Here is a 17,461-nt window from a genome sequence, read left to right as displayed (position 1 = left end):
TTTTTTAGGAAACGGTTTGCGGTTTGGCGTTCGGATGGTTCGCCGGTGGTTGTCCGAGTGGGGTCTTCATCTGGACCGACCCTGTCTTGGCCCGCCGTTTCAGTTGGCGGATAACGACGGGACATTTGTCCTCGGACTGGTAGAGCACCTGACAATGCAGGCAGGTGACGCACTCGTTCGGATTGATCTCACCGGTGGGGTGGATCGCCTGAACGGGGCATTCGTTGGCGCAGGTCTGACAGGGGGTGCCGCAATCCTTGTAGCGGCGCAGCCAGTCGAACATGCGGATACGGGCAGGGATCGCCAGCGCTCCGCCCAGCGGGCAGAGATAGCGGCAGTAGAACCGTTCGACGAACAGCCCGATCCCCAGCAGGGCCAGCGCAAAGACCACGAAGGGCCAGTCGCGCATGAACTTCAGGATAATCGCGGTCTTGAACGGCTCGACCTCGGCATATTTCTCGGCCAGCGGGATCGAGACAAAGCTGATCCCGAATAGCACGAGGAAGATCATGTATTTCGCCGGCCAAAGGCGCTCGTTCAGACCCCAGGGCAGGGTCCATTGCGGCACCTTCAGCGCGCGGGCGATCTTGTTGGTCAGTTCCTGCAACGCGCCGAACGGGCACAGCCAGCCGCAATAGGCGCCTCGACCCCAGAACAGCAGGGCAGCGGCCACTGCGAACCACTGGATAAAGACCAGCGGGTCCAGCAGGAAGGCATCCCATGAGAATCCGGTGCGCAAGCTTCCTGCCAGCGCCATTAGGTTCACCACGCTCAGCTGTGCGTTGGCGTACCAGCCGATGAAGAACAGGGTCAGGGTCAGGTATCCAATGCGGAACCAGTAGAAGACACGCGCGTTCATCGTGGCGTGGAATTGGAAGAAGAAGGTCGCCGTGAGTACCAACAGCATGACGCCCAGACCGGCGATCTCGACCGTGCGATCTTTCCAGATACGCTTCCAAAGGGCGGCTTTGGCGGCGGCCTCGCCTGTGGCGTCGTCGACAACTGCCGGAGCGGCCGCCGGCAGCAAGTACTGCTCGGGCAGTTTGTAGCCCAGATCGAAGGTCAGGAAGGTCTTCTCGACCGCGCCCACGGCCCGTTGCACGAGAAGTTGCAGGCGGAACGGCTCGGCCGGGTCAAACTCGGCTTCGGTCGGGATTTTGAAGATGTCCAACTCGGTGAAACTGGGCGCATCAGAGGCGGCCACCTTGCCAAGACGCTCTTGCTGCTTATCAAAGAACCGCACGGAACTATCGCCCTGGATCAGCTGAATCCGGTCGAAGATTCCACCGCGGACATAGCCCGAGCCCTTGAAGCTGTAAGCCCCGCGCCCCAGCACCAGAATGGCCTGTTCTCCCTCGTCTAGCCACTCGGTCAGGTTCTGATATTCAGCCTCTCCCAGCAGAGATTTCCCGATCGAGGGCACTGAAACCAGCGCCATGTGCATGTCGATGAACGTGTCGTCCGGCTCGCCCAGTTCCGGGCGTTTGATGGCGCGTTGATCGCCGGTGGCCTCAAAGGCGGCGTTGACCTGACCGACATCCAGCGTCAGTCGTCGGATCGAGCCGTCGCCGGACAAAGTGGTCCAGTCGTAAACGGCGTCCTGCGCCATGTCGACTTCGCGTTTCGGCCCATCAGCCTGCAATGGCGACAGACCACCCAAACCCAGCGCGCGGGCCACCTTGATACCGCCCCGCACAAGGCTGTCGTCGATCACCATGATCGTGACTGTCGCGCCCGAAATGATGTCGAGGTCATGCCCCTCACCACCCGTTGCGGCCTCATGTTTCAGGTCCAGGCCGGTGTAGCCTTCGGTCAGTTCGACCATGCGGGAATTGGGGATGCCGATCAGAACGATCGGTTCCGAGTGTTTGACCAGTTTCACGCCGGTCAGCACGGCATCGTCGTCGATGGCAGCGACCACATGGATGGGTTTGCCGGAATAGCCGGTGGTGCCTACGAAATCCGAGGTCAAAAAGGCCCAGGCGACGGTTTCGCCACTCTTCAGAACCGGGGCAACGGGCACGTCATCGCGCACCGGGCCAAAGGCGTCGGCACCGGGGGCCAGTTCGGCGGGCTCAATCTCGGGCAGGAAGCTGGCAAGGCTGTCGGCATGGGCGCTGATCGCCATCAAGCAGGACAGGACAAGGGCCAGCAGGATATGGGTTGCGCGACTTACGACCACGGCGCACCTCCGGTTACTTGGATTGACGCCATGGACGCGCGCGGGGCGCGTTCAGATGTTTCTTGGGGCTCGTGCGGGGGCCCTCTGGTTTCAGGCCACAGCCGTTTCACGGCGTAGTCCTTGACCAGATCGCGGTATTCGCAGCGTTCAGCTTGAATAAATCCGTCCTGCGTCAGTTCTGGCAGGTCCGGCAGCGGCGCCGCAGATGTGACGGCGCACAAGGCGCAGTCGGCGCATTTCGGGCAGGGCGCGGTTGGGTCGTCGGTCCCTTCTTCGAGGTCCACCTCAACCCAGACCGCCCCTGCCTCCGAGCAGATCTCAATCCACATGCTTTCCCCGGGACTCGCCAGCGCCGGGCCAAGCAGTTGCAACAGCAACAGGAAGATGCCCGCATATGCACATAGCGCGCGGGACGCGCAAACAGCTGATATGTGCAGAGGGTTGAGGGCGGGCATGGAGTATCCAACTCGGCAGTCTTTCCTGAGTCTTAGAGGATTCTCTCAGACGGATACTTGACTTAGGTCAGGTGTCGGCAATTTTGCGGCCTAACCGTCCGCTTCATCCATCAACCCGCGCACCCAGCGTCCGGCCAGCCAGGATGCAGGAATGCCCAACGGGATCGACCACAGGATTGCGGTCACTGGTTCAATCACGCTGAACCCGATGCCATTGGCAATCAGGCCCGCCAGAAACAGGTTAATGGCCACGGTCAATGCCGTGGCCGGATAGAGCAAAAGGGCCAGTTTCCAAACCGGCCATTTGCCTTTAGTGGCTGGTGCCTTCCGAGAAGGTGATCTTGTTCCAGACATTGTATTTTCCCGAAGGTTTGCGCATTGGCAGGCGACGAACCTCTTCCAGCGTTTGCGCGTCATAAACGATGACTGCGCCGTCATCTTCCCAGATCGACACCAGCGCGTGGCGGCCATCCTTGGTGAATTCCACATGGGCCACGGTTTTGCCTGGCGCAGGGCGCAGGGTTTTGACGATCTCAAGGCTCTGCTTGTCGATCACATGCATCGCATCCTTGTTTGGCCCAAAGAACACGTCGGCCCAGACGTAAGGCGAATTCTCATGGCTGCGCATGAAGAAACCCGGCCCTTCGGTCTTGATCCGCTTGACAGTTTCCCAAGTATCCATGTCGATCACGGACACGGTGCCATCGGTCAGGTGTGGCGTAGCCATGACGGTGGTATCACCATGCCTCCACGTGATGCCCGACCCCAGATGCGGCATGCCCGGTAGGTCCAGATCGGCCACTTTCTGACCGATAACCAGATCAATCACCTGGCCGCCCTTGCCATCGCGGGACGCACCCATGACGTATTCATAGCTCTGGTCGAAAAAGAAATCGTCCAGATAATCCGGCGTGGTGATCTTGCGCACAGGGAAGGGGTTCGGGTTCTTGAACTGGCCTTCGATACGAAAATCATGACCCAGCCCGAATTGGGGCGGGTTGTCTCCGTAAAAGACCTCCCAAATCTCGGGCACATCCTTCAGAGCAAGGACAAAGCTTTCGCGCGGAGGGGCCTGGTAGACGGCCGAAACACGGCTGGGAACGCCCTTTTTGCTTTTGATGTCGATCACCCTGGCGACCGAGAGGTCTTCGGTGGACAGCAGTGTCAGTGAATTCGGCAGGTAATTCGCCACGGCCACCCACTTGCCGTCGCCCGACATGGCGATGTTACGGCTGTTGAGCCCGGCGCGTACACGGCCCACCTGCTTCAGTGCCCAGATGTCATATTTCTGGACCCAGCCATCGCGGGACATGATGAAAACGTATCGCCCGTCGGGGCTGAATTTCGGGCCGCCGTGAACAGCAAACGGCGTCTCGAAACGATCCAGCACTTCGAACGTGTCTCCGTCCAGAACGCTGACATGGTGGTCTCCGGTCTCGACCGCCAGTGTGATGTTCATCGGGTCGCTATCCCAGACAGGGGCGTCGACCGGGGCGTAATCTTCATCCAGCGTGCGGCTGGCCATGACATCGGCCTCACCCCACTCCGGGTTTGTTTCCAACGGAGATTTCAGCCAACCCGCCAGTTCTTCGATCTGCAACGCGTCGAGTTCGTGCGAGAAGGCCGGCATTTGCGTGGCTGTGCGGCCTTCGGCGATGACCGAGGTCACACGCGGGCCACGCATGCGTTTCAGTGTTTCGGGGATCAGGGCCGGGCCTACGCCCCCCAGACGGTTCTCGCCATGGCACGAGGCACAATGTTCGGCATAGTCCGATTGCGCATCAGCCCATGCGGTGCCAGCCAGCAACAGCGAACAGAGCGTGCCAATTTTCAAAGCGTCAAAAGAACTGATGCGCCGGATCATGGCGTTTCCCCCGGAACGGCGTGACCTGCAGGCGCTCGCCCGCGCCCTCGACGCCGATTTCTTGATTTGTCAGATAGCAGGCCGGGTCTTCGGCCCAGGGATCGCCGGTCAGCTGCAAGGCCCGGATACGGGTGTTGCCACCGCAGACGTCCTTCAGCTGGCACGCCCCGCAACGCCCTTTCAACGGACGCGGGCGAGTGCGCAGCATAGACAGCATCTGATCGTCGCTGGTCCATAGCTCGGAAAACGATTGGGTTTTCACATTGCCAACCGTGTAATCAGACCAGTAAGTATCCGGGTGTACGCGGCCCAGATTGTCGATGTTTGCCACACCCAGGCCGCTTGAATTTCCGCCCCAAGCGGCCAAATGTTCGCGCACATGGGCGGCTTTTTCGACATCGAAATGCGTGCGGACCCAGTTCAGGAAATACCCCGCATCGGCGTCGTTGTTTCCGGTCACGATATCCAGTGGACGTCCACCCGAGGCGGCCCCCCACGCGCGGTCCAGCAGCAGGTCCAAACCCTTACGCGTGCGTAGGTGTTCGGCGTCTTCGCCGCGGTTTTTGTCGCCACGCCCGGCATAGACCAGATGGGACAGATAAAACTTGTCGACACCCTCGTCATCGCACAGTTGCAGTAAGTCTGGCAGGTGGTGTTGGGTCCCTTCGGTCAGGCAAAAGCGCAAGCCCACTTTGATGCCACGTTTCTTGCATTCGCGCACGCCGCGCAGGGCATCGGCAAAGGCTCCTTCGACACCACGGAACCAATCATTCGTGGCCCCGATTCCGTCCAGTGAAATGCCGACATAGTTGAATCCCACATCAGCAATCATGTCGGCGGTTTCGTCGTAAATCCGTGTGCCATTTGTCGACAACGCTAGCATCGGCACCAGATCGCGGGCGCGTTTTGCAATGTCGAAGAAATCGAACCGGTCCAGCGGTTCCCCACCCGAGAGGATCAGGGCCGGGACGCTAAACTGGCCCAGATCCTCAAGGGTTACCATGGCTTGCTCGTGACTGAGCTCACCCGGGAACGCAATATCCGCCGAGACGGTATAGCAATGGCGGCATTTAAGATTGCAGCGCCGCGTCAGGTTCCAGATCACCACCGGCTTAACCGGTCCGGGGCGGCGTTTTCGCACCGGAGTTGGGGTGACCAGTTGGTGCATGTATTCGGTCAGGCGGAACATGTCTCAGCCTTTCGCTTTCAGGCGCAACCCGGTCTTTTTCAGGATGCGCGTGGAATAGAGGATATCTTTGGCCCGACAGGCTTCACCCAGAATGGCAGCGATTTCGGCGCGCTTTTCTTCGACCTCGGCCGCGTCTTTACCGTGAACCATGGCGAACAGGTTATAGGGCCAGCCGGACAGGGCGCGGGGGCGCTCATAGCAATGGGTGACAAAGGGCAGTTGCCCGATCCGGGTGCCAAGTTCGGTAATGTGGTCGTCATCCACATCCCAAACGGTCATCCCGTTCGAGGTCATGCCCAGTTTGTAGTGGTTTGGCGCGGCGGCGATCCGGCGGATCACGCCACGCGATTTCAACTCGGCCAGACGGAACAGCAACGCGTCTTCGTCTAGCCCAAGCGCTTCAGCCACTTGCGCATAGGGCGCGGGTACAAGGGGCAAGCCGCTTTGCAGCGCCGCGATAATCTCTCTGTCTCTTGCGTCGATCATGCCGCCACCCGGAAGCCGATAAAGAATTCCTGCAATTTGGGGAAACGGAGAACCTCGATCCCCGTTTCCTGTTCAATCGCATCGGCGGTGGCCTCGATCCCCTCGGGCGTTTCGGTGGCCAGCACGAACCACATGTTCAGCCGGTGCGTGCGTTCATAATTATGGGCGACCTCCGCGTGCGCATTGACTTTGGTCAGGACGGCTTCGAATTCTTCGGCCGGAACGGCCATGGCGCACAAGCAGAACGCGCCGCCCATAGCTGCGGCGTCGAAAAACGGGCCAAAGCGGGTGATGATGCGGTCATCCTTCATGTGGCTGAGGCGGCGCAGCAGCTCGGTTTCCGGGATGCCCAGTTCGGTGGCAATCGCGGCATAGGGATGAGGGCTCAGAGGCAAGTCGTCCTGCATCCGGTTCAGAATTGCGCGGTCGGTAGCATCCAGTGTCATGCGGCGGCCTCTTTCGGTTGGATCAGTGCGCCGGTCTGTTTGAAACAGCGGGTTGAAAACAGCACCTTGTGTCGCGCGCCTGCCAGTTCCGGCAGGGCTGTAGCCCCAGAGAGGATTTCGCGCGCTTCACTGCGCGAACGGGCGTGGATCATGGAATACAGGCGATAGGGCCAGACATCCTCGACCGGGTTGCGTTCGTAGCACAGTGTCACGCCGGGATGTGCGGCCAGCGCCGGGCCGGCGGTGTCGATCTGGTCGGCGGGCATGTCCCAGACCACCATGGCATTGGCAGACCAGCCAAGTGCCCGGTGCCGAACGATGACGCCAAGGCGCGAGATGATACCCGCGCCGTGCAACGCCTCAATCCGTTCCAGAATTTCGGGCGCGGGTCGGTTCAACGAATGGGCCAGCGCGGCATAAGGATCAGCGACCAACTGCAGACCGGAACTAAGCGCCTGCAGCAAGGCGCGGTCGCCGTCCCGCATGGCCGAGCGATCCACTTTGCGCGGGCCGGGCACGTTGCGGGTATCCCCGGACATGCGAAACCCGAGATCGACGTTGAACGGGCGCACCAGTCGCAGGTCCAGTACCCGCAGCCTGATGCGATGGCTGATCCGCGCCAGGGTGTCGTTCACATGCGCGCGGTCGGGACCGGTGGCGACAAACCACAGGTTCCAGTCATCCTCGCGCTGGTAATTGTGGTTCACGCCGGGTTCCGCATCGATTATTGCAGCGACCTCTTCCAAGCGCTCATCGGGTGCGGCGACGGCGGCCAGAGTGCTGGCCGAAACTGCGCCGGGCGCAATCGTCGCGCCAACGCGGGTGATCCGGCCTGTTGCGCGCATCCGGGTCAGGCGGTCGATGACCTCGGCCTCGTCCAGGCCCAGTGCAGTGCCCAGAATCTGAAACGGGCGGTCTGTTACGGGAAAATCGCGCTGGAACTCGTCCAGCAGGCGGCGGTCGAATGGGTCAGTGATGTGATCCATCGTCTCAAAGCCCCGTTCTGTGCGCACGGGCGGTGAAGAAGATGCCCGAGGGGCTATCTGCTTCGATCTCACGCAATTTTTCGAAAGTTTGGGTGTCGTAAACCATGACCTTGTTGGCATCGCGAACGCTGATCCAGACTTCGTGCCCGCGCGGCGTGAACTCCAAATGCAGCACGGCAGGGCCCGGTTTGAACTCGTGGATGATCTCTTTGCTGACGCTGTCGATAACCTGAATTGTGTCGTTCAGCGGGTGGGCGAAATTCACCCAGACCTGCCGTCCGTCGGGCCGGGCCATGGCAAAGACCGGCTGGCCGTGGGTCTGCGTACGTCCGGTTTCGGTTAACGTGTCGGCGTCGATCCACAGGACTTCGTGATGGCCAACGGCGGGCAGGACGAACTCACGCCCGGTTAGCGCCCAGCCTTCAAGGTGGGGCATCTTATAGACCGGCATTTCCACTTGCCCGCGCCCGTAGTCGGGTAAAACTCGGATCGGTTCAGGGAACTCAGCCCAGAGGTCCAGCGCGGTCAATCCATCCTCGCCGAACAGGCCGGTGATATAGGTGCGGCCATTGGCGGTGATTAGCGCGTCATAGGGGTTTTTGCCCATGTCGGTAATTTTGGTGATTTCGGGATCACCCAAGGTGAAGTCGGCTATCCAAGTCTCGCCTGTATCCCACATGGTGAATACAAACCGGCGACCTGGCGCATCGACGAGGCCGATGGTTTTGCTGTCAGTTGGGATATCGGCGACCATCTCAAGCGTTTCGGCGTCAAAGACGCGCACGCCGCCTGGTTCATAGTTCGACACGGCCACCAGCTGCCCATCGTCAGAGATCGCGCCGCCGATGGCGTTGCCAGCCTGCACGACACGGTTCACAATCTGCCGAGTGACGATATCGACCTTAGTCAGCCCGCCATCGCGCCCGAACACATAGGCAAAGCGTTCGTCTGGCGAATAAACCAGTGAGGCATGGGACAGATCGCCCAGCCCCTCAATCCGCGCTAGCGCGGCCCGGTCGGATTGATCCACCAGCAGAACCGAGCCCTTGGCGCGTTCGATCACCAGACCCAGATCACCGGTGGCGGTGGGTTCTGCATGCGCCGTGGTCATCATCAGGGTGGCGGCAAGGCCAAGAATAAGCTGTTTCATTGTGCCTCCTGTTCCAGCAGATAACGGGCGATCCATTCGGCCTCTTCCTCGGTGATCAGGGGTCGCCACGGGGGCATCGCAGTGTCGGGGATGCCGTCGAGAATGACGCCGGTCAGCACATCCGAGTCATAGTGCTGCAGTGTCTGGGACCGCAGATCGGGTCCGAGGCCGCCTTTCAGCGACAATCCGTGGCAAGAGCCACAATCCTGATGGACAAGTCGCTTCAGGGCGGAGGGGTCCAGGGTGTCTGCGGCAAACGCTGAAGTGGCGATCACAACCGCACTAGCCAACAGAAGTGAAGGAAGCGACCGGCCACGTTGGATGTTAGGCTTGCCGGGCGCAACATTTCGGTGACCCAGCCTAGCCATGCGCTTGTTCCTTCAATTCGGCCACCGAGCGTCCAGCATACAACGAAACCACCTGCCCGATGATGAACAGCGTTGGGGCTTCCAGTGCAGCGTCGCGCACGTCGGCGGCCAACTTGTCCAGCCGGGACACCAAGCGGCGTTCATCCAAGGTGGTAGCTTTGCTCACGGCAAGAACGGGTGTCGATCCGGGCAGTTTCTCGGTCATCAAACCCACCGCGATCTGGCCGATATTGGCCACGCCCATATAGACAACCAGCGTCGAGTCTGGATCGGCCAGCCGTTTCCAGTCGAGGTCCAGCACCTTGTCTGCCTGCCGGTGACCGGTGACATATTGAACCGAGGTCGCAAGCCCGCGATGAGTCAGCGGCACACCGGTCGAACAGGATGCCCCCTGCGCCGCAGTGATGCCGGGCGCGTATTCGACCGCTATGCCATGGGCCATAAGATACGCGGCCTCTTCCGAACCACGGCCAAAGATCATCGGATCGCCGCCTTTCAGCCGCGCCACGGTGTGACCGGCACAGGCCTCTTCCAACAGAATTTCGTTGATGCGTTCCTGTGGCACCGTATGGCATTTGGGAGCTTTGCCGACCGGTATCAGCCGCGCCTTTTCATCATGCAGGGCAAGGATGTCGTCCGAGACCAACCGGTCATAGACCACCACGTCGGCCTCTTGCAGCATGCGCAGGGCACGCAGAGTCATGAGTTCGGGGTCGCCGGGGCCAGCGCCAATCAGAAAAACCTTACCGCTCATGTGCAAACTCGCTTGGTTTGAATGTCTTCCGAGCCCGGGTCTGCCTGCGAAAAAGGGACGTTGCTGGGCGAACCGGGCGTGTCATGTCGCAAGGGTCGCGCATTCTCGGCCCAGGTTCCTTGACTAAAGTTAAGGAGCGCGGAATTTGCGTCCGCGCTCCTTAGACTTGCCTGTATTTTTCTGTCTCGGCTCAGGGTTCTACGGTAATCATTCCGATCATGTTCTGAGTTTCCCAATGTGGTCCGCACAGATAGTCCTGCGGCCCAGGGGTAAGGAAGGTCAGGTCAACCGTTTCCTCGGGGAACAGCCGATCGCTTTCAGGTTCGCTGCCGTCTTTCAACAGAACGCTGTGACTGGTGCGTTTGTCTACGTTCACCCAACGCACCGTGGTGCCCGCTTTGACAGTCAGCTCGACCGGGCAAAAAGTGTATTTATACATCAGCACCACTTCGGCATCTTCAACGGCAGATGAAGGCTGACCGAATAGCTCTTCATAGCGCTCTTCTGCCTCAGCGCAGAGCTCGGCGGTCTCATCCGCCCAGGCGGGCGCAACCAGAAGCAGCAGCGCAGGAAGAAGGTGTTGGGGTTTCATTGTCCAAATCTCCTTTCCAAAAAGGGAAAGGGCCGGATTGCCCGGCCCCTTCGGTCACTGTTTCACCACGTTGATCGCCGCGCTGTCGTCATCCAGCGCCAGGCTGGTGTTCAGCGTCACATGGTGGAACCGCGCAGCGGCAAAGTCATCGTGGATGGCAAAGCCCACCGTGTAGGTCTGACCGGGTTCCAACGGCACGTCGCCGGGCGCGTCAGAGTTCAACGGCCGGGTAAAGACCACGGTCCACATACCGCCAGACAGGTTGGCCGAGGCGGCGATCTCGCCGTCATTGACCACGCGCTGTTCCAGCAGATAGCCGTTGGTGGCACTGCCATCAGCATAGACGCGCATCAGGTCAAGATAGGTGCCGTCGGCCAAGTATTGCTCGATCTGCGCTTCGGCCTCAAGCTTGTCCCAGCCACCCAGTGCCTTACCGCGGCGGCCTTTGACCTCGACCTCGGTCCGGCTTTCGCTGATGTATTTGGTGACCGTGTCCTGAGTGTTCAGGCGGCCTGCGACATCACCATTGGCGGCAATCGCATCAGCACCCGGATCAAAGGGCATATAGCTGTTGTCGGCGTGGCATGAGGCCCAGCAGCCCGCCTGATCGCCCAGTTCGATTCCGGTGCCGGTGATCATCATTGCGACCTTGATCTGGTTGTCCGGGTCCATTTTGCCGCCATCGACAAAGGGTGCCGGGTTATGGCCCGCATCCGGCCATTGCAGACGGATATAGAGGTTCTCGTCATCATGTGCCGCCTGCACGGTTGCGTCGATCACACCACGCTTGCCAGGGATCGGGGTCGGTTCCAGATCACCGCCTGCAACGATCTTGTTGCCGATCGCGTCCAGTTCCTTGGCGTGACAAGTCGAGCACTGATCGCCGCCCTTGGTCAGCGGACGGGCCCCGCCGTGGAACTTGCCGTTCTGTACCCACTCAAACGAAGCCTGGCCGGGGTAGAACAGTTTCAGATCTGCGCTTGCAACGGCATTCCAGTCGACATCGCCGCCGACATCGCTGCCACCACCACCGACTGGGGCTGCCGCTTCTTCACCGTTTGCCTTGGCGCGTTCTTCAGCGACGGCTGCGTCGACTGCCGCTGCGATCTGGGCTTGAACAGCCTCTTGCTGGGCAGCTTTGGCGGCCTTTTCGGCCTCGGCCTCAGCTGCTTCCTTGGCTTCGATCTTCGCAAGGCTGGTCAAGTATTCCTGCGGAATTTCACGAATGAAGGCAGGGTTGGGCGCCTCAAGCTTTTCCAGATAGTCCTCATCGGCGCGGTCGCGGGCGTCTGAGTGCGCAATCCCCTTGTGACAGTCGATACAGGTCTGACCAACCTCCATTGCATTCAGGTGCTGCTGCCGCGCGCGGGGTTTCTGGAATTCGGGCATCATCGATTCAAAATCGTGGCAGTTGCGGCATTCGCGCGAGTCGGTGGCCTTCATCCGTTCCCATTCGTTCATCGCCAGATGCACGCGCTTGGCTTCGAATTTTTCGCGGGTGTTGATGGTGCCGACCAACTTGCCGTACAGTTCTTTGGACGCTTTGATCTTGCGGATCATCTTGTGGGTCCAGTCCTTGGGCACGTGGCAGTCGGAACAGACCGCGCCTACGCCAGAGCGGTTCACGTCATGGATCGTGCCGGTGTATTCCTCGTAAACGAAATCGCGCATCTCGTGGCACGAGACACAGAATTCTTTTGTGTTCGTCGCTTCCATGGCGGTGTTGAACCCGCCCCAGAAGATGATGCCGCCGACAAAGGCCGCAGCGATACCGGCCACGGGCATTCCCCACAGGAAATACCGGCGCCAGATCGGTTTCTTATTTTCCGGTTCGGAAGTCATATCCGGGCTCCGTTTTGGCTGTCTTGTCTGGCCTTGCGTGGCAGGCCGGTTGATTTGGCTGTTTGGTCAAACGAGGAAAGGGCGGGCGAGGGGCCCGCCCTTTCCGGTTTTGGTTGCGAACCCGTCAGGTAACGTGGTTCGAACGGTTGTAGACGTTGAATTTGCCGGTCGGAGCAAACAGTCCCTCGATGCGGCCAATCTCTTCCAGCGTCTTGGCGTCGAAGATCACGATCTGACCGTTCGGCTCTTTCGAGTCCGACAGGTTCCACTTGGAAACCCAGACCTCGGTGCCATCTGCGTTGAACTCGAAGTGTACAGCAGCGCTGCCTTCATCTTCGGTGATCTGGATGGTTTTTACGATCTCACCGGTCTCTTTCGAGATGACCTGCACCGATTGCTGAATTTCAGGCTCGGGGTGCTTGGTCTGGTCTGCCCAGATATAGTCCGAGTTCGGGTGGGTCCGAACAAAAAGGCCGGGGCCGTCGGTTTCGGTCTCATAGCAGACTTTCCAAGCCTGATCCGGGTGACCTTCCGGGTCGTTGCCCCAGACTGTCACGGTGCCCACGCCAAGGTGAGTTGTACCGGCCACAGGACCACAATTCGGGTCGATCCAGTTTGCACCCGGACCGGGGTGCGGTAGGGCAGCGGTGTCGATCATCGCTTCGAGCTTATGGGTCTGGGTGTCGACGACGACCATCTTGTTCGAAGCGTTTGCTGCGATCTGGAAGAACCGGCCAGTCGGGTCAAAGAACCCGTCATGCAAGAACTTGGCGCTGTCGATCTTGTCGATCCGCAGGTTGTCGAGGTCGGTATAGTCAACCTGCCACAACTGGCCTAGCTCTTTGACCGCAACGATCCAGGTCGGCTCGTTCGGGGTGGTGTAGATAGCGGCCACGCGGGCTTCTTCCACATAATCCCCGTCAACGTTCACACCACGTGTTGATACGACTTTGACCGGCTCCATGGTCTGGGCGTCAACGATCGCAAAGTGCGGCGGCCAGTAACCACCACCTATGACGTATTTACCATCGCCCGATACGGCCACGTCGCGGGCGTCATAGGCGATCTTGACCTCGGCCACGAGCATGTTCTCGGGGTTCTGCCACAAGTCGATCTTGGTCATCTTGCCGTCGCGGCCCATGGTGTACCAGAAGCGGCCCGGGTTTTCCGGCTCTTCCAGTTTGTGGTGCTCGGAGGCTTTCAATACGTGCACCGCATAACCCGTCGGGATGTGCGCCAGCACTTCTTTGGTGTCACCGTCGATTACAGCCACCTTGCCGACGTCACGTTCGATGACGACAAAGAAGTTTTCCCAATTGCGGCCGTGCAGCGGCTCGGTCGGGTAGTCGGCTTCTTCGACATAGACCTTGCGAGTGGCCCGCATCTGTTCCAGGGACATTTCTGGCGGTTTCGGCGGCTCCATCATGATGTAAGTCGCCATGTCCTTGATTTCCTGCTCGGTCATGATGTCCGAGAAGTTGTTCATACCGCCTTCGGTACCCCAGGCGATGATCTTTTCAAGGCGTTCCTGACCCAGTTTCAGGGTGCCGGATTCAGTCACGGTGCCATCGTCGTTTTTGGTTTCGACAATCGGTTCAAGACTTTTCCCGGTGGCACCTTTACGCAGAACGCCGTGACAGCCTGCGCATTGCTCGAAATAAAGTTGTTTGGAGGATTCAAACGCATCCTCGCTAAGGGTTGGCTCTTCGGCGAAGGTTGGCGCAGCGACGCTGCCCAGCAGCATCGCCAAACCGACCCCAAAGGCGCGGCCAGTTTTGTTGTAGCTGATTCCAAGTGACATGATCACTCTCCATTTGCTGGTGAGGCACGTCCAAGGGTGAAACATCGCTCGTAGGATCTCCTTGACGAAAGTCAACGGCGGGGGCGCAAAACAAGGTCCGGTCCAAAAAAAGCACCCAAAAATCCACCGGAATATCTGTGTTTTAGAGACATGTTTTTCGCGAAGATTGATTTTTGTTAAGTCCCGTGCGCGGGCGGGCTGCTAGGTCTGGGAAAACGGTCAAGGAGAGCAGCCATGCCCACAATTATCACCCGCGTTCTTGGTGAGGGGTTCCGTGTTTTCTTCCTGTCTGCCGGACTATATGGCCTGTTCGTTGGGGTGATCTGGGGACTTTGGCTGGCAGTGCCATACATGGCGCCGGATTACGGCATGACGCCGCCGATGTGGCACGCGCATGAGATGATCTTTGGCTATGCCACCGCCGCGCTGGGCGGGTTCTTTCTGACCGCGGTCCCGAACTGGACTGGTGCGCCCGAGGCGCGGGCACGCTTTATAACTCTGGCCGCCGGGCTGTGGCTGGCCGGTCGGATGGCCATGTGGTTTTCAGGGATGTTGCCGCCGGTATTCGTTGCAATTGTCGATCTGGCCTTTGTTCCAGTGCTGGCGGTTAAGATCGCAACGCAGCTGATCCGCCGACCGAAGCCGCAGAACATGTTCTTCCTGCTGTTGCTGACCCAGATCTGGGTCGCGGATCTGCTGACGCATCTGGAATGGATGGGACTCACAACCACGCTGCAAGCCGGGCTGCGTGCGGGGTTGCTGGCGCTATGTGCGATGATCGCCATTCTAGGCGGGCGGATCACTCCGGCCTTTACCCGCAACGCCATGAAGCGCGCCGGTGTGCCAGAGGCAGAGTGGCCGGTCTCGGTCGCGGTATTCGACAAGGCGGGCATGGTTCTCGCCTTGATCCTGCCGCTGATTGTTCTGGCGTTGGGCGCTGGGCCGGTGGCCGGGATCGTGGCGCTTGCCCTTGGGGTGGTGCAGATTCTGCGCATGGCCCGTTGGCGCAGCCGCTGGGCGACACGGCATCCTATTCTTCTGGCGTTGCATTTGGGGCTTGGCATGTTGGCGGTGGGGTTGATCCTGTGGGGGTTGGCCGTACTGGGTTTGGGCAATGAAATCGCCGCTCTGCATGTATTGGGCATTGGGTGTGTGGGTGGAATGACCCTGGCGGTCATGAGCCGCGCTGCCTTGGGCCACAGCGGTCGGGCGTTGATAGCGCCCACGCCGATGGTCGTGGCCTATGGGCTCATGGCGGTTGCTGCCCTGTCGCGATGGATCGGTGCTGAACTGAACGCGGGCTACATGGTTGCGATGCTGCTGTCGGACGGCCTGTGGGTCTGTGCCTTCGCGCTTTATCTGATTGCCATGTGGCCTGCGCTGACAGGTCCCCGCGCGGGCCGGGCGGGCTGATTTTTATTTACTTCCCCCGGTCTTGACTTTCGTTAAGGAAGCCCCGCGGCCCGCCCGTCATTTTGAACAGACTAGCTAAACTGCGCAAAGGAGAGCGCAATGCGAGAAGTCATGACCAAGAGCATGGCCCGCAACATATTCTATGGCGGGTCACTGTTCTTTATCCTCATCTTTCTGGCTCTGTCGGCCCATTCCCACTGGTATATCGTGAATTCCGAGAACTCGGCGAAGCTCGATGAAAGTGTGGTCCGGGGCAAACATGTCTGGGAAAAACACGCGTGCATCAACTGTCACACGATTCTGGGTGAAGGGGCCTATTTCGCCCCTGAGGTCGGTAACGTGATGACCCGTTGGGGTGTGCTGGACGACCCGGAATCGGCCTTTGAATCCCTCAAGGGCTGGATGGAGGCACAACCGACCGGCATTCCCGGTCGTCGGCAGATGCCCAATTTCAACCTCAGCGACGAAGAAATCCGCGATCTGACCAACTTCCTGATCTGGACGGACAATATCGACGCTCAGGACTGGCCGCCCAACGAGGCGGGCTGAGAAAGGGAACGGAGCAATGAAATACGAATCCCAAAAAATCGCCTACGCCTACTTTGCGGTGGCAATGGCCCTGTTCGTGGTACAGGTTCTTGGCGGCCTGCTGGCCGGTTTGATCTATGTATCGCCAAACTTCCTGAGCGAGCTATTACCGTTCAATATTGTGCGGATGCTGCACACCAATGCGCTGATCGTCTGGCTGATCCTGGGCTTCTTTGGCGCGGCCTATTTCCTGATCCCGGAAGAGACCGAGCGTGAGATCCACTCACCCAAGCTAGCTTATCTGCAACTGATCATTCTTGTGGTCGGAACGTTGGGCGTGGTGCTGACCTATACCTTCAACCTCTTCGAAGGCAATTGGCTGCTGGGTAAAGAGGGGCGCGAGTTCCTTGAGCAACCCAAATGGGTCAAGGCGGGCATCGTCGTGGCGGCATTGATTTTCCTTTACAACGTGTCGATGACCGTACTGAAGGGTAAGAAGACGGCCATTTCCAACATCCTATTGTTGGGTCTGTGGGGGCTGGCGCTGCTGTTCCTGTTTGCTTTCTACAACCCAGGCAACCTGGCCTTGGACAAGCAATACTGGTGGTATGTTGTTCACCTGTGGGTCGAAGGTGTGTGGGAACTGATCATGGCCTCGATCCTGGCCTACCTGATGCTGAAGCTGACTGGTGTGGACCGTGAGATCGTCGAAAAATGGCTTTATGTCATCGTCGCCGCTGCGCTGTTCTCGGGCATCCTTGGGACAGGCCACCACTACTACTGGATCGGTACGCCTGCGTACTGGCAGTGGATCGGTTCGATCTTCTCGAGCCTTGAGGTGATCCCGTTCTTCGCGATGATGGCCTTTGCCTTCGTCATGGTCTGGAAAGGCCGCCGGGACCACCCCAACAAGGCCGCGCTGCTATGGTCGCTGGGTTGTGCCACGCTCGCCTTCTTTGGCGCTGGTGTCTGGGGCTTCCTGCACACGCTGCACGGGGTGAACTATTACACCCACGGTACACAGATCACCGCAGCCCATGGTCACTTGGCCTTCTACGGCGCCTATGTCTGCCTCAACCTGGCGATCTTTAGCTACGCCATGCCGATCCTGAAAAACCGTGATCCGTACAATCAGGTGCTGAACATGGGTTCGTTCTGGCTGATGACCAGCGGTATGGTCTTCATGACCTTCGTGCTGACCTTTGGCGGCACTGTGCAGACACACATGCAACGCGTGATCGGTGACTACTTCATGGACGTGCAGGATCAGATCGCGATCTTCTACTGGATGCGCTTTGGGTCCGGTCTGGTTGTGGTCCTTGGTGCGCTGCTGTTCGTCTACTCGATCTGGGTGCCCCGGAAAGAGGTCATCGAACCCGGCGCTGCTGAAACCCCTGCGGAGTGA

At 59.5% G+C, this 17,461-nt stretch carries 17 protein-coding genes; 3 read left to right on the top strand and 14 right to left on the bottom strand.

Annotated features, from left to right (window positions below):
* Nucleotides 1-4: 4 nt before the first annotated feature.
* From ACR0DT_RS13325 to ACR0DT_RS13260, 14 genes are all read right to left on the bottom strand, one after another.
* Nucleotides 5-2,128, bottom strand: coding sequence for a 4Fe-4S binding protein (locus ACR0DT_RS13325; RefSeq protein WP_480711300.1), 2,124 nt, complete (start codon nucleotides 2,126-2,128; stop codon nucleotides 5-7).
* 44 nt (nucleotides 2,129-2,172) lie between these two features.
* Complete coding sequence (locus ACR0DT_RS13320; RefSeq protein ID WP_480711211.1) at nucleotides 2,173-2,637, bottom strand: DUF2946 family protein; 465 nt, start codon at nucleotides 2,635-2,637, stop codon at nucleotides 2,173-2,175.
* Between the two features lie 90 nt (nucleotides 2,638-2,727).
* Nucleotides 2,728-2,991: a hypothetical protein gene (locus ACR0DT_RS13315; protein WP_480711210.1), complete on the bottom strand. Its 264-nt coding sequence runs from the start codon at nucleotides 2,989-2,991 to the stop codon at nucleotides 2,728-2,730.
* Complete coding sequence (locus ACR0DT_RS13310) at nucleotides 2,948-4,501, bottom strand: cytochrome D1 domain-containing protein (protein ID WP_480711209.1); 1,554 nt, start codon at nucleotides 4,499-4,501, stop codon at nucleotides 2,948-2,950. The genes ACR0DT_RS13315 and ACR0DT_RS13310 overlap by 44 nt, the downstream gene beginning before the upstream one ends.
* Nucleotides 4,476-5,690, bottom strand: coding sequence for a heme d1 biosynthesis radical SAM protein NirJ (nirJ, locus tag ACR0DT_RS13305; RefSeq protein WP_480711208.1), 1,215 nt, complete (start codon nucleotides 5,688-5,690; stop codon nucleotides 4,476-4,478). Before nirJ ends, ACR0DT_RS13310 begins: the two co-directional genes overlap by 26 nt.
* 3 nt (nucleotides 5,691-5,693) lie before the next feature.
* The gene (ahbB, locus tag ACR0DT_RS13300; RefSeq protein WP_480711207.1) at nucleotides 5,694-6,176 is read right to left on the bottom strand and encodes a siroheme decarboxylase subunit beta; all 483 of its coding nucleotides are present in this window, start codon (nucleotides 6,174-6,176) and stop codon (nucleotides 5,694-5,696) included.
* Nucleotides 6,173-6,622 (bottom strand): Lrp/AsnC family transcriptional regulator, encoded by a 450-nt coding sequence (locus ACR0DT_RS13295; protein ID WP_480711206.1) that lies wholly within the window; start codon nucleotides 6,620-6,622, stop codon nucleotides 6,173-6,175. Before ACR0DT_RS13295 ends, ahbB (ACR0DT_RS13300) begins: the two co-directional genes overlap by 4 nt.
* Complete coding sequence (gene ahbB / locus ACR0DT_RS13290) at nucleotides 6,619-7,608, bottom strand: siroheme decarboxylase subunit beta (RefSeq protein WP_480711205.1); 990 nt, start codon at nucleotides 7,606-7,608, stop codon at nucleotides 6,619-6,621. The genes ACR0DT_RS13295 and ahbB (ACR0DT_RS13290) overlap by 4 nt, the downstream gene beginning before the upstream one ends.
* A 4-nt stretch (nucleotides 7,609-7,612) precedes the next feature.
* Nucleotides 7,613-8,758 (bottom strand): cytochrome D1 domain-containing protein, encoded by a 1,146-nt coding sequence (locus tag ACR0DT_RS13285; RefSeq protein ID WP_480711204.1) that lies wholly within the window; start codon nucleotides 8,756-8,758, stop codon nucleotides 7,613-7,615.
* Nucleotides 8,755-9,126, bottom strand: a complete 372-nt coding sequence (locus ACR0DT_RS13280; protein WP_480711203.1) for a c-type cytochrome — start codon at nucleotides 9,124-9,126, stop codon at nucleotides 8,755-8,757. The genes ACR0DT_RS13285 and ACR0DT_RS13280 overlap by 4 nt, the downstream gene beginning before the upstream one ends.
* A complete protein-coding gene (gene cobA, locus ACR0DT_RS13275; RefSeq protein ID WP_480711202.1) occupies nucleotides 9,119-9,880 on the bottom strand; it encodes a uroporphyrinogen-III C-methyltransferase in 762 nt (253 codons plus the stop codon). Before cobA ends, ACR0DT_RS13280 begins: the two co-directional genes overlap by 8 nt.
* Before the next feature lie 190 nt (nucleotides 9,881-10,070).
* A complete protein-coding gene (locus ACR0DT_RS13270; RefSeq protein ID WP_480711201.1) occupies nucleotides 10,071-10,472 on the bottom strand; it encodes a cupredoxin domain-containing protein in 402 nt (133 codons plus the stop codon).
* Between the two features lie 54 nt (nucleotides 10,473-10,526).
* Entirely contained in the window at nucleotides 10,527-12,314 is a 1,788-nt protein-coding gene (locus ACR0DT_RS13265) for a NapC/NirT family cytochrome c (protein ID WP_480711200.1), read from the bottom strand.
* A 124-nt stretch (nucleotides 12,315-12,438) separates the two neighbouring features.
* Entirely contained in the window at nucleotides 12,439-14,115 is a 1,677-nt protein-coding gene (locus ACR0DT_RS13260) for a cytochrome D1 domain-containing protein (protein WP_480711199.1), read from the bottom strand.
* A 234-nt stretch (nucleotides 14,116-14,349) separates the two neighbouring features.
* Between ACR0DT_RS13260 and ACR0DT_RS13255 the strand changes: the two genes are divergently transcribed.
* The 3 genes from ACR0DT_RS13255 to ACR0DT_RS13245 all read left to right on the top strand — a co-directional run bounded on the left by ACR0DT_RS13255 (nucleotide 14,350) and on the right by ACR0DT_RS13245 (nucleotide 17,461).
* Nucleotides 14,350-15,528, top strand: coding sequence for an NnrS family protein (locus tag ACR0DT_RS13255; protein ID WP_480711198.1), 1,179 nt, complete (start codon nucleotides 14,350-14,352; stop codon nucleotides 15,526-15,528).
* 99 nt (nucleotides 15,529-15,627) lie between these two features.
* The gene (locus tag ACR0DT_RS13250) at nucleotides 15,628-16,077 is read left to right on the top strand and encodes a c-type cytochrome (protein WP_170350172.1); all 450 of its coding nucleotides are present in this window, start codon (nucleotides 15,628-15,630) and stop codon (nucleotides 16,075-16,077) included.
* Nucleotides 16,078-16,093: 16 nt separating this feature from the next.
* Nucleotides 16,094-17,461 carry a cbb3-type cytochrome c oxidase subunit I gene (locus ACR0DT_RS13245; protein ID WP_480711197.1) on the top strand — a complete coding sequence of 456 codons (1,368 nt, stop codon included), beginning with the start codon at nucleotides 16,094-16,096 and terminating at the stop codon, nucleotides 17,459-17,461.

This window comes from Ruegeria sp. BI11 (genome assembly GCF_056538005.1).
The sequence above is the reverse complement of the archived record's forward strand: the minus strand, read 5'-3'. Positions and strand labels throughout refer to the sequence as shown.

Bases quoted from the DNA above. Each gene is read 5' to 3' on its own strand.
- ACR0DT_RS13295 (WP_480711206.1), bottom strand. From the start codon at position 6,622: ATGACACTGGATGCTACCGACCGCGCAATTCTGAACCGGATGCAGGAC.
- ahbB (WP_480711205.1), bottom strand. From the start codon at position 7,608: ATGGATCACATCACTGACCCATTCGACCGCCGCCTGCTGGACGAGTTC.
- ACR0DT_RS13260 (WP_480711199.1), bottom strand. From the start codon at position 14,115: ATGTCACTTGGAATCAGCTACAACAAAACTGGCCGCGCCTTTGGGGTC.
- ACR0DT_RS13255 (WP_480711198.1), top strand. From the start codon at position 14,350: ATGCCCACAATTATCACCCGCGTTCTTGGTGAGGGGTTCCGTGTTTTC.
- ACR0DT_RS13310 (WP_480711209.1), bottom strand. From the start codon at position 4,501: ATGATCCGGCGCATCAGTTCTTTTGACGCTTTGAAAATTGGCACGCTC.
- nirJ (WP_480711208.1), bottom strand. From the start codon at position 5,690: ATGTTCCGCCTGACCGAATACATGCACCAACTGGTCACCCCAACTCCG.
- ACR0DT_RS13270 (WP_480711201.1), bottom strand. From the start codon at position 10,472: ATGAAACCCCAACACCTTCTTCCTGCGCTGCTGCTTCTGGTTGCGCCC.
- ACR0DT_RS13250 (WP_170350172.1), top strand. From the start codon at position 15,628: ATGCGAGAAGTCATGACCAAGAGCATGGCCCGCAACATATTCTATGGC.
- ACR0DT_RS13320 (WP_480711211.1), bottom strand. From the start codon at position 2,637: ATGCCCGCCCTCAACCCTCTGCACATATCAGCTGTTTGCGCGTCCCGC.
- ahbB (WP_480711207.1), bottom strand. From the start codon at position 6,176: ATGATCGACGCAAGAGACAGAGAGATTATCGCGGCGCTGCAAAGCGGC.
- ACR0DT_RS13315 (WP_480711210.1), bottom strand. From the start codon at position 2,991: ATGTCTGGAACAAGATCACCTTCTCGGAAGGCACCAGCCACTAAAGGC.
- ACR0DT_RS13325 (WP_480711300.1), bottom strand. From the start codon at position 2,128: ATGGCGATCAGCGCCCATGCCGACAGCCTTGCCAGCTTCCTGCCCGAG.
- ACR0DT_RS13265 (WP_480711200.1), bottom strand. From the start codon at position 12,314: ATGACTTCCGAACCGGAAAATAAGAAACCGATCTGGCGCCGGTATTTC.
- ACR0DT_RS13280 (WP_480711203.1), bottom strand. From the start codon at position 9,126: ATGGCTAGGCTGGGTCACCGAAATGTTGCGCCCGGCAAGCCTAACATC.
- ACR0DT_RS13285 (WP_480711204.1), bottom strand. From the start codon at position 8,758: ATGAAACAGCTTATTCTTGGCCTTGCCGCCACCCTGATGATGACCACG.
- cobA (WP_480711202.1), bottom strand. From the start codon at position 9,880: ATGAGCGGTAAGGTTTTTCTGATTGGCGCTGGCCCCGGCGACCCCGAA.
- ACR0DT_RS13245 (WP_480711197.1), top strand. From the start codon at position 16,094: ATGAAATACGAATCCCAAAAAATCGCCTACGCCTACTTTGCGGTGGCA.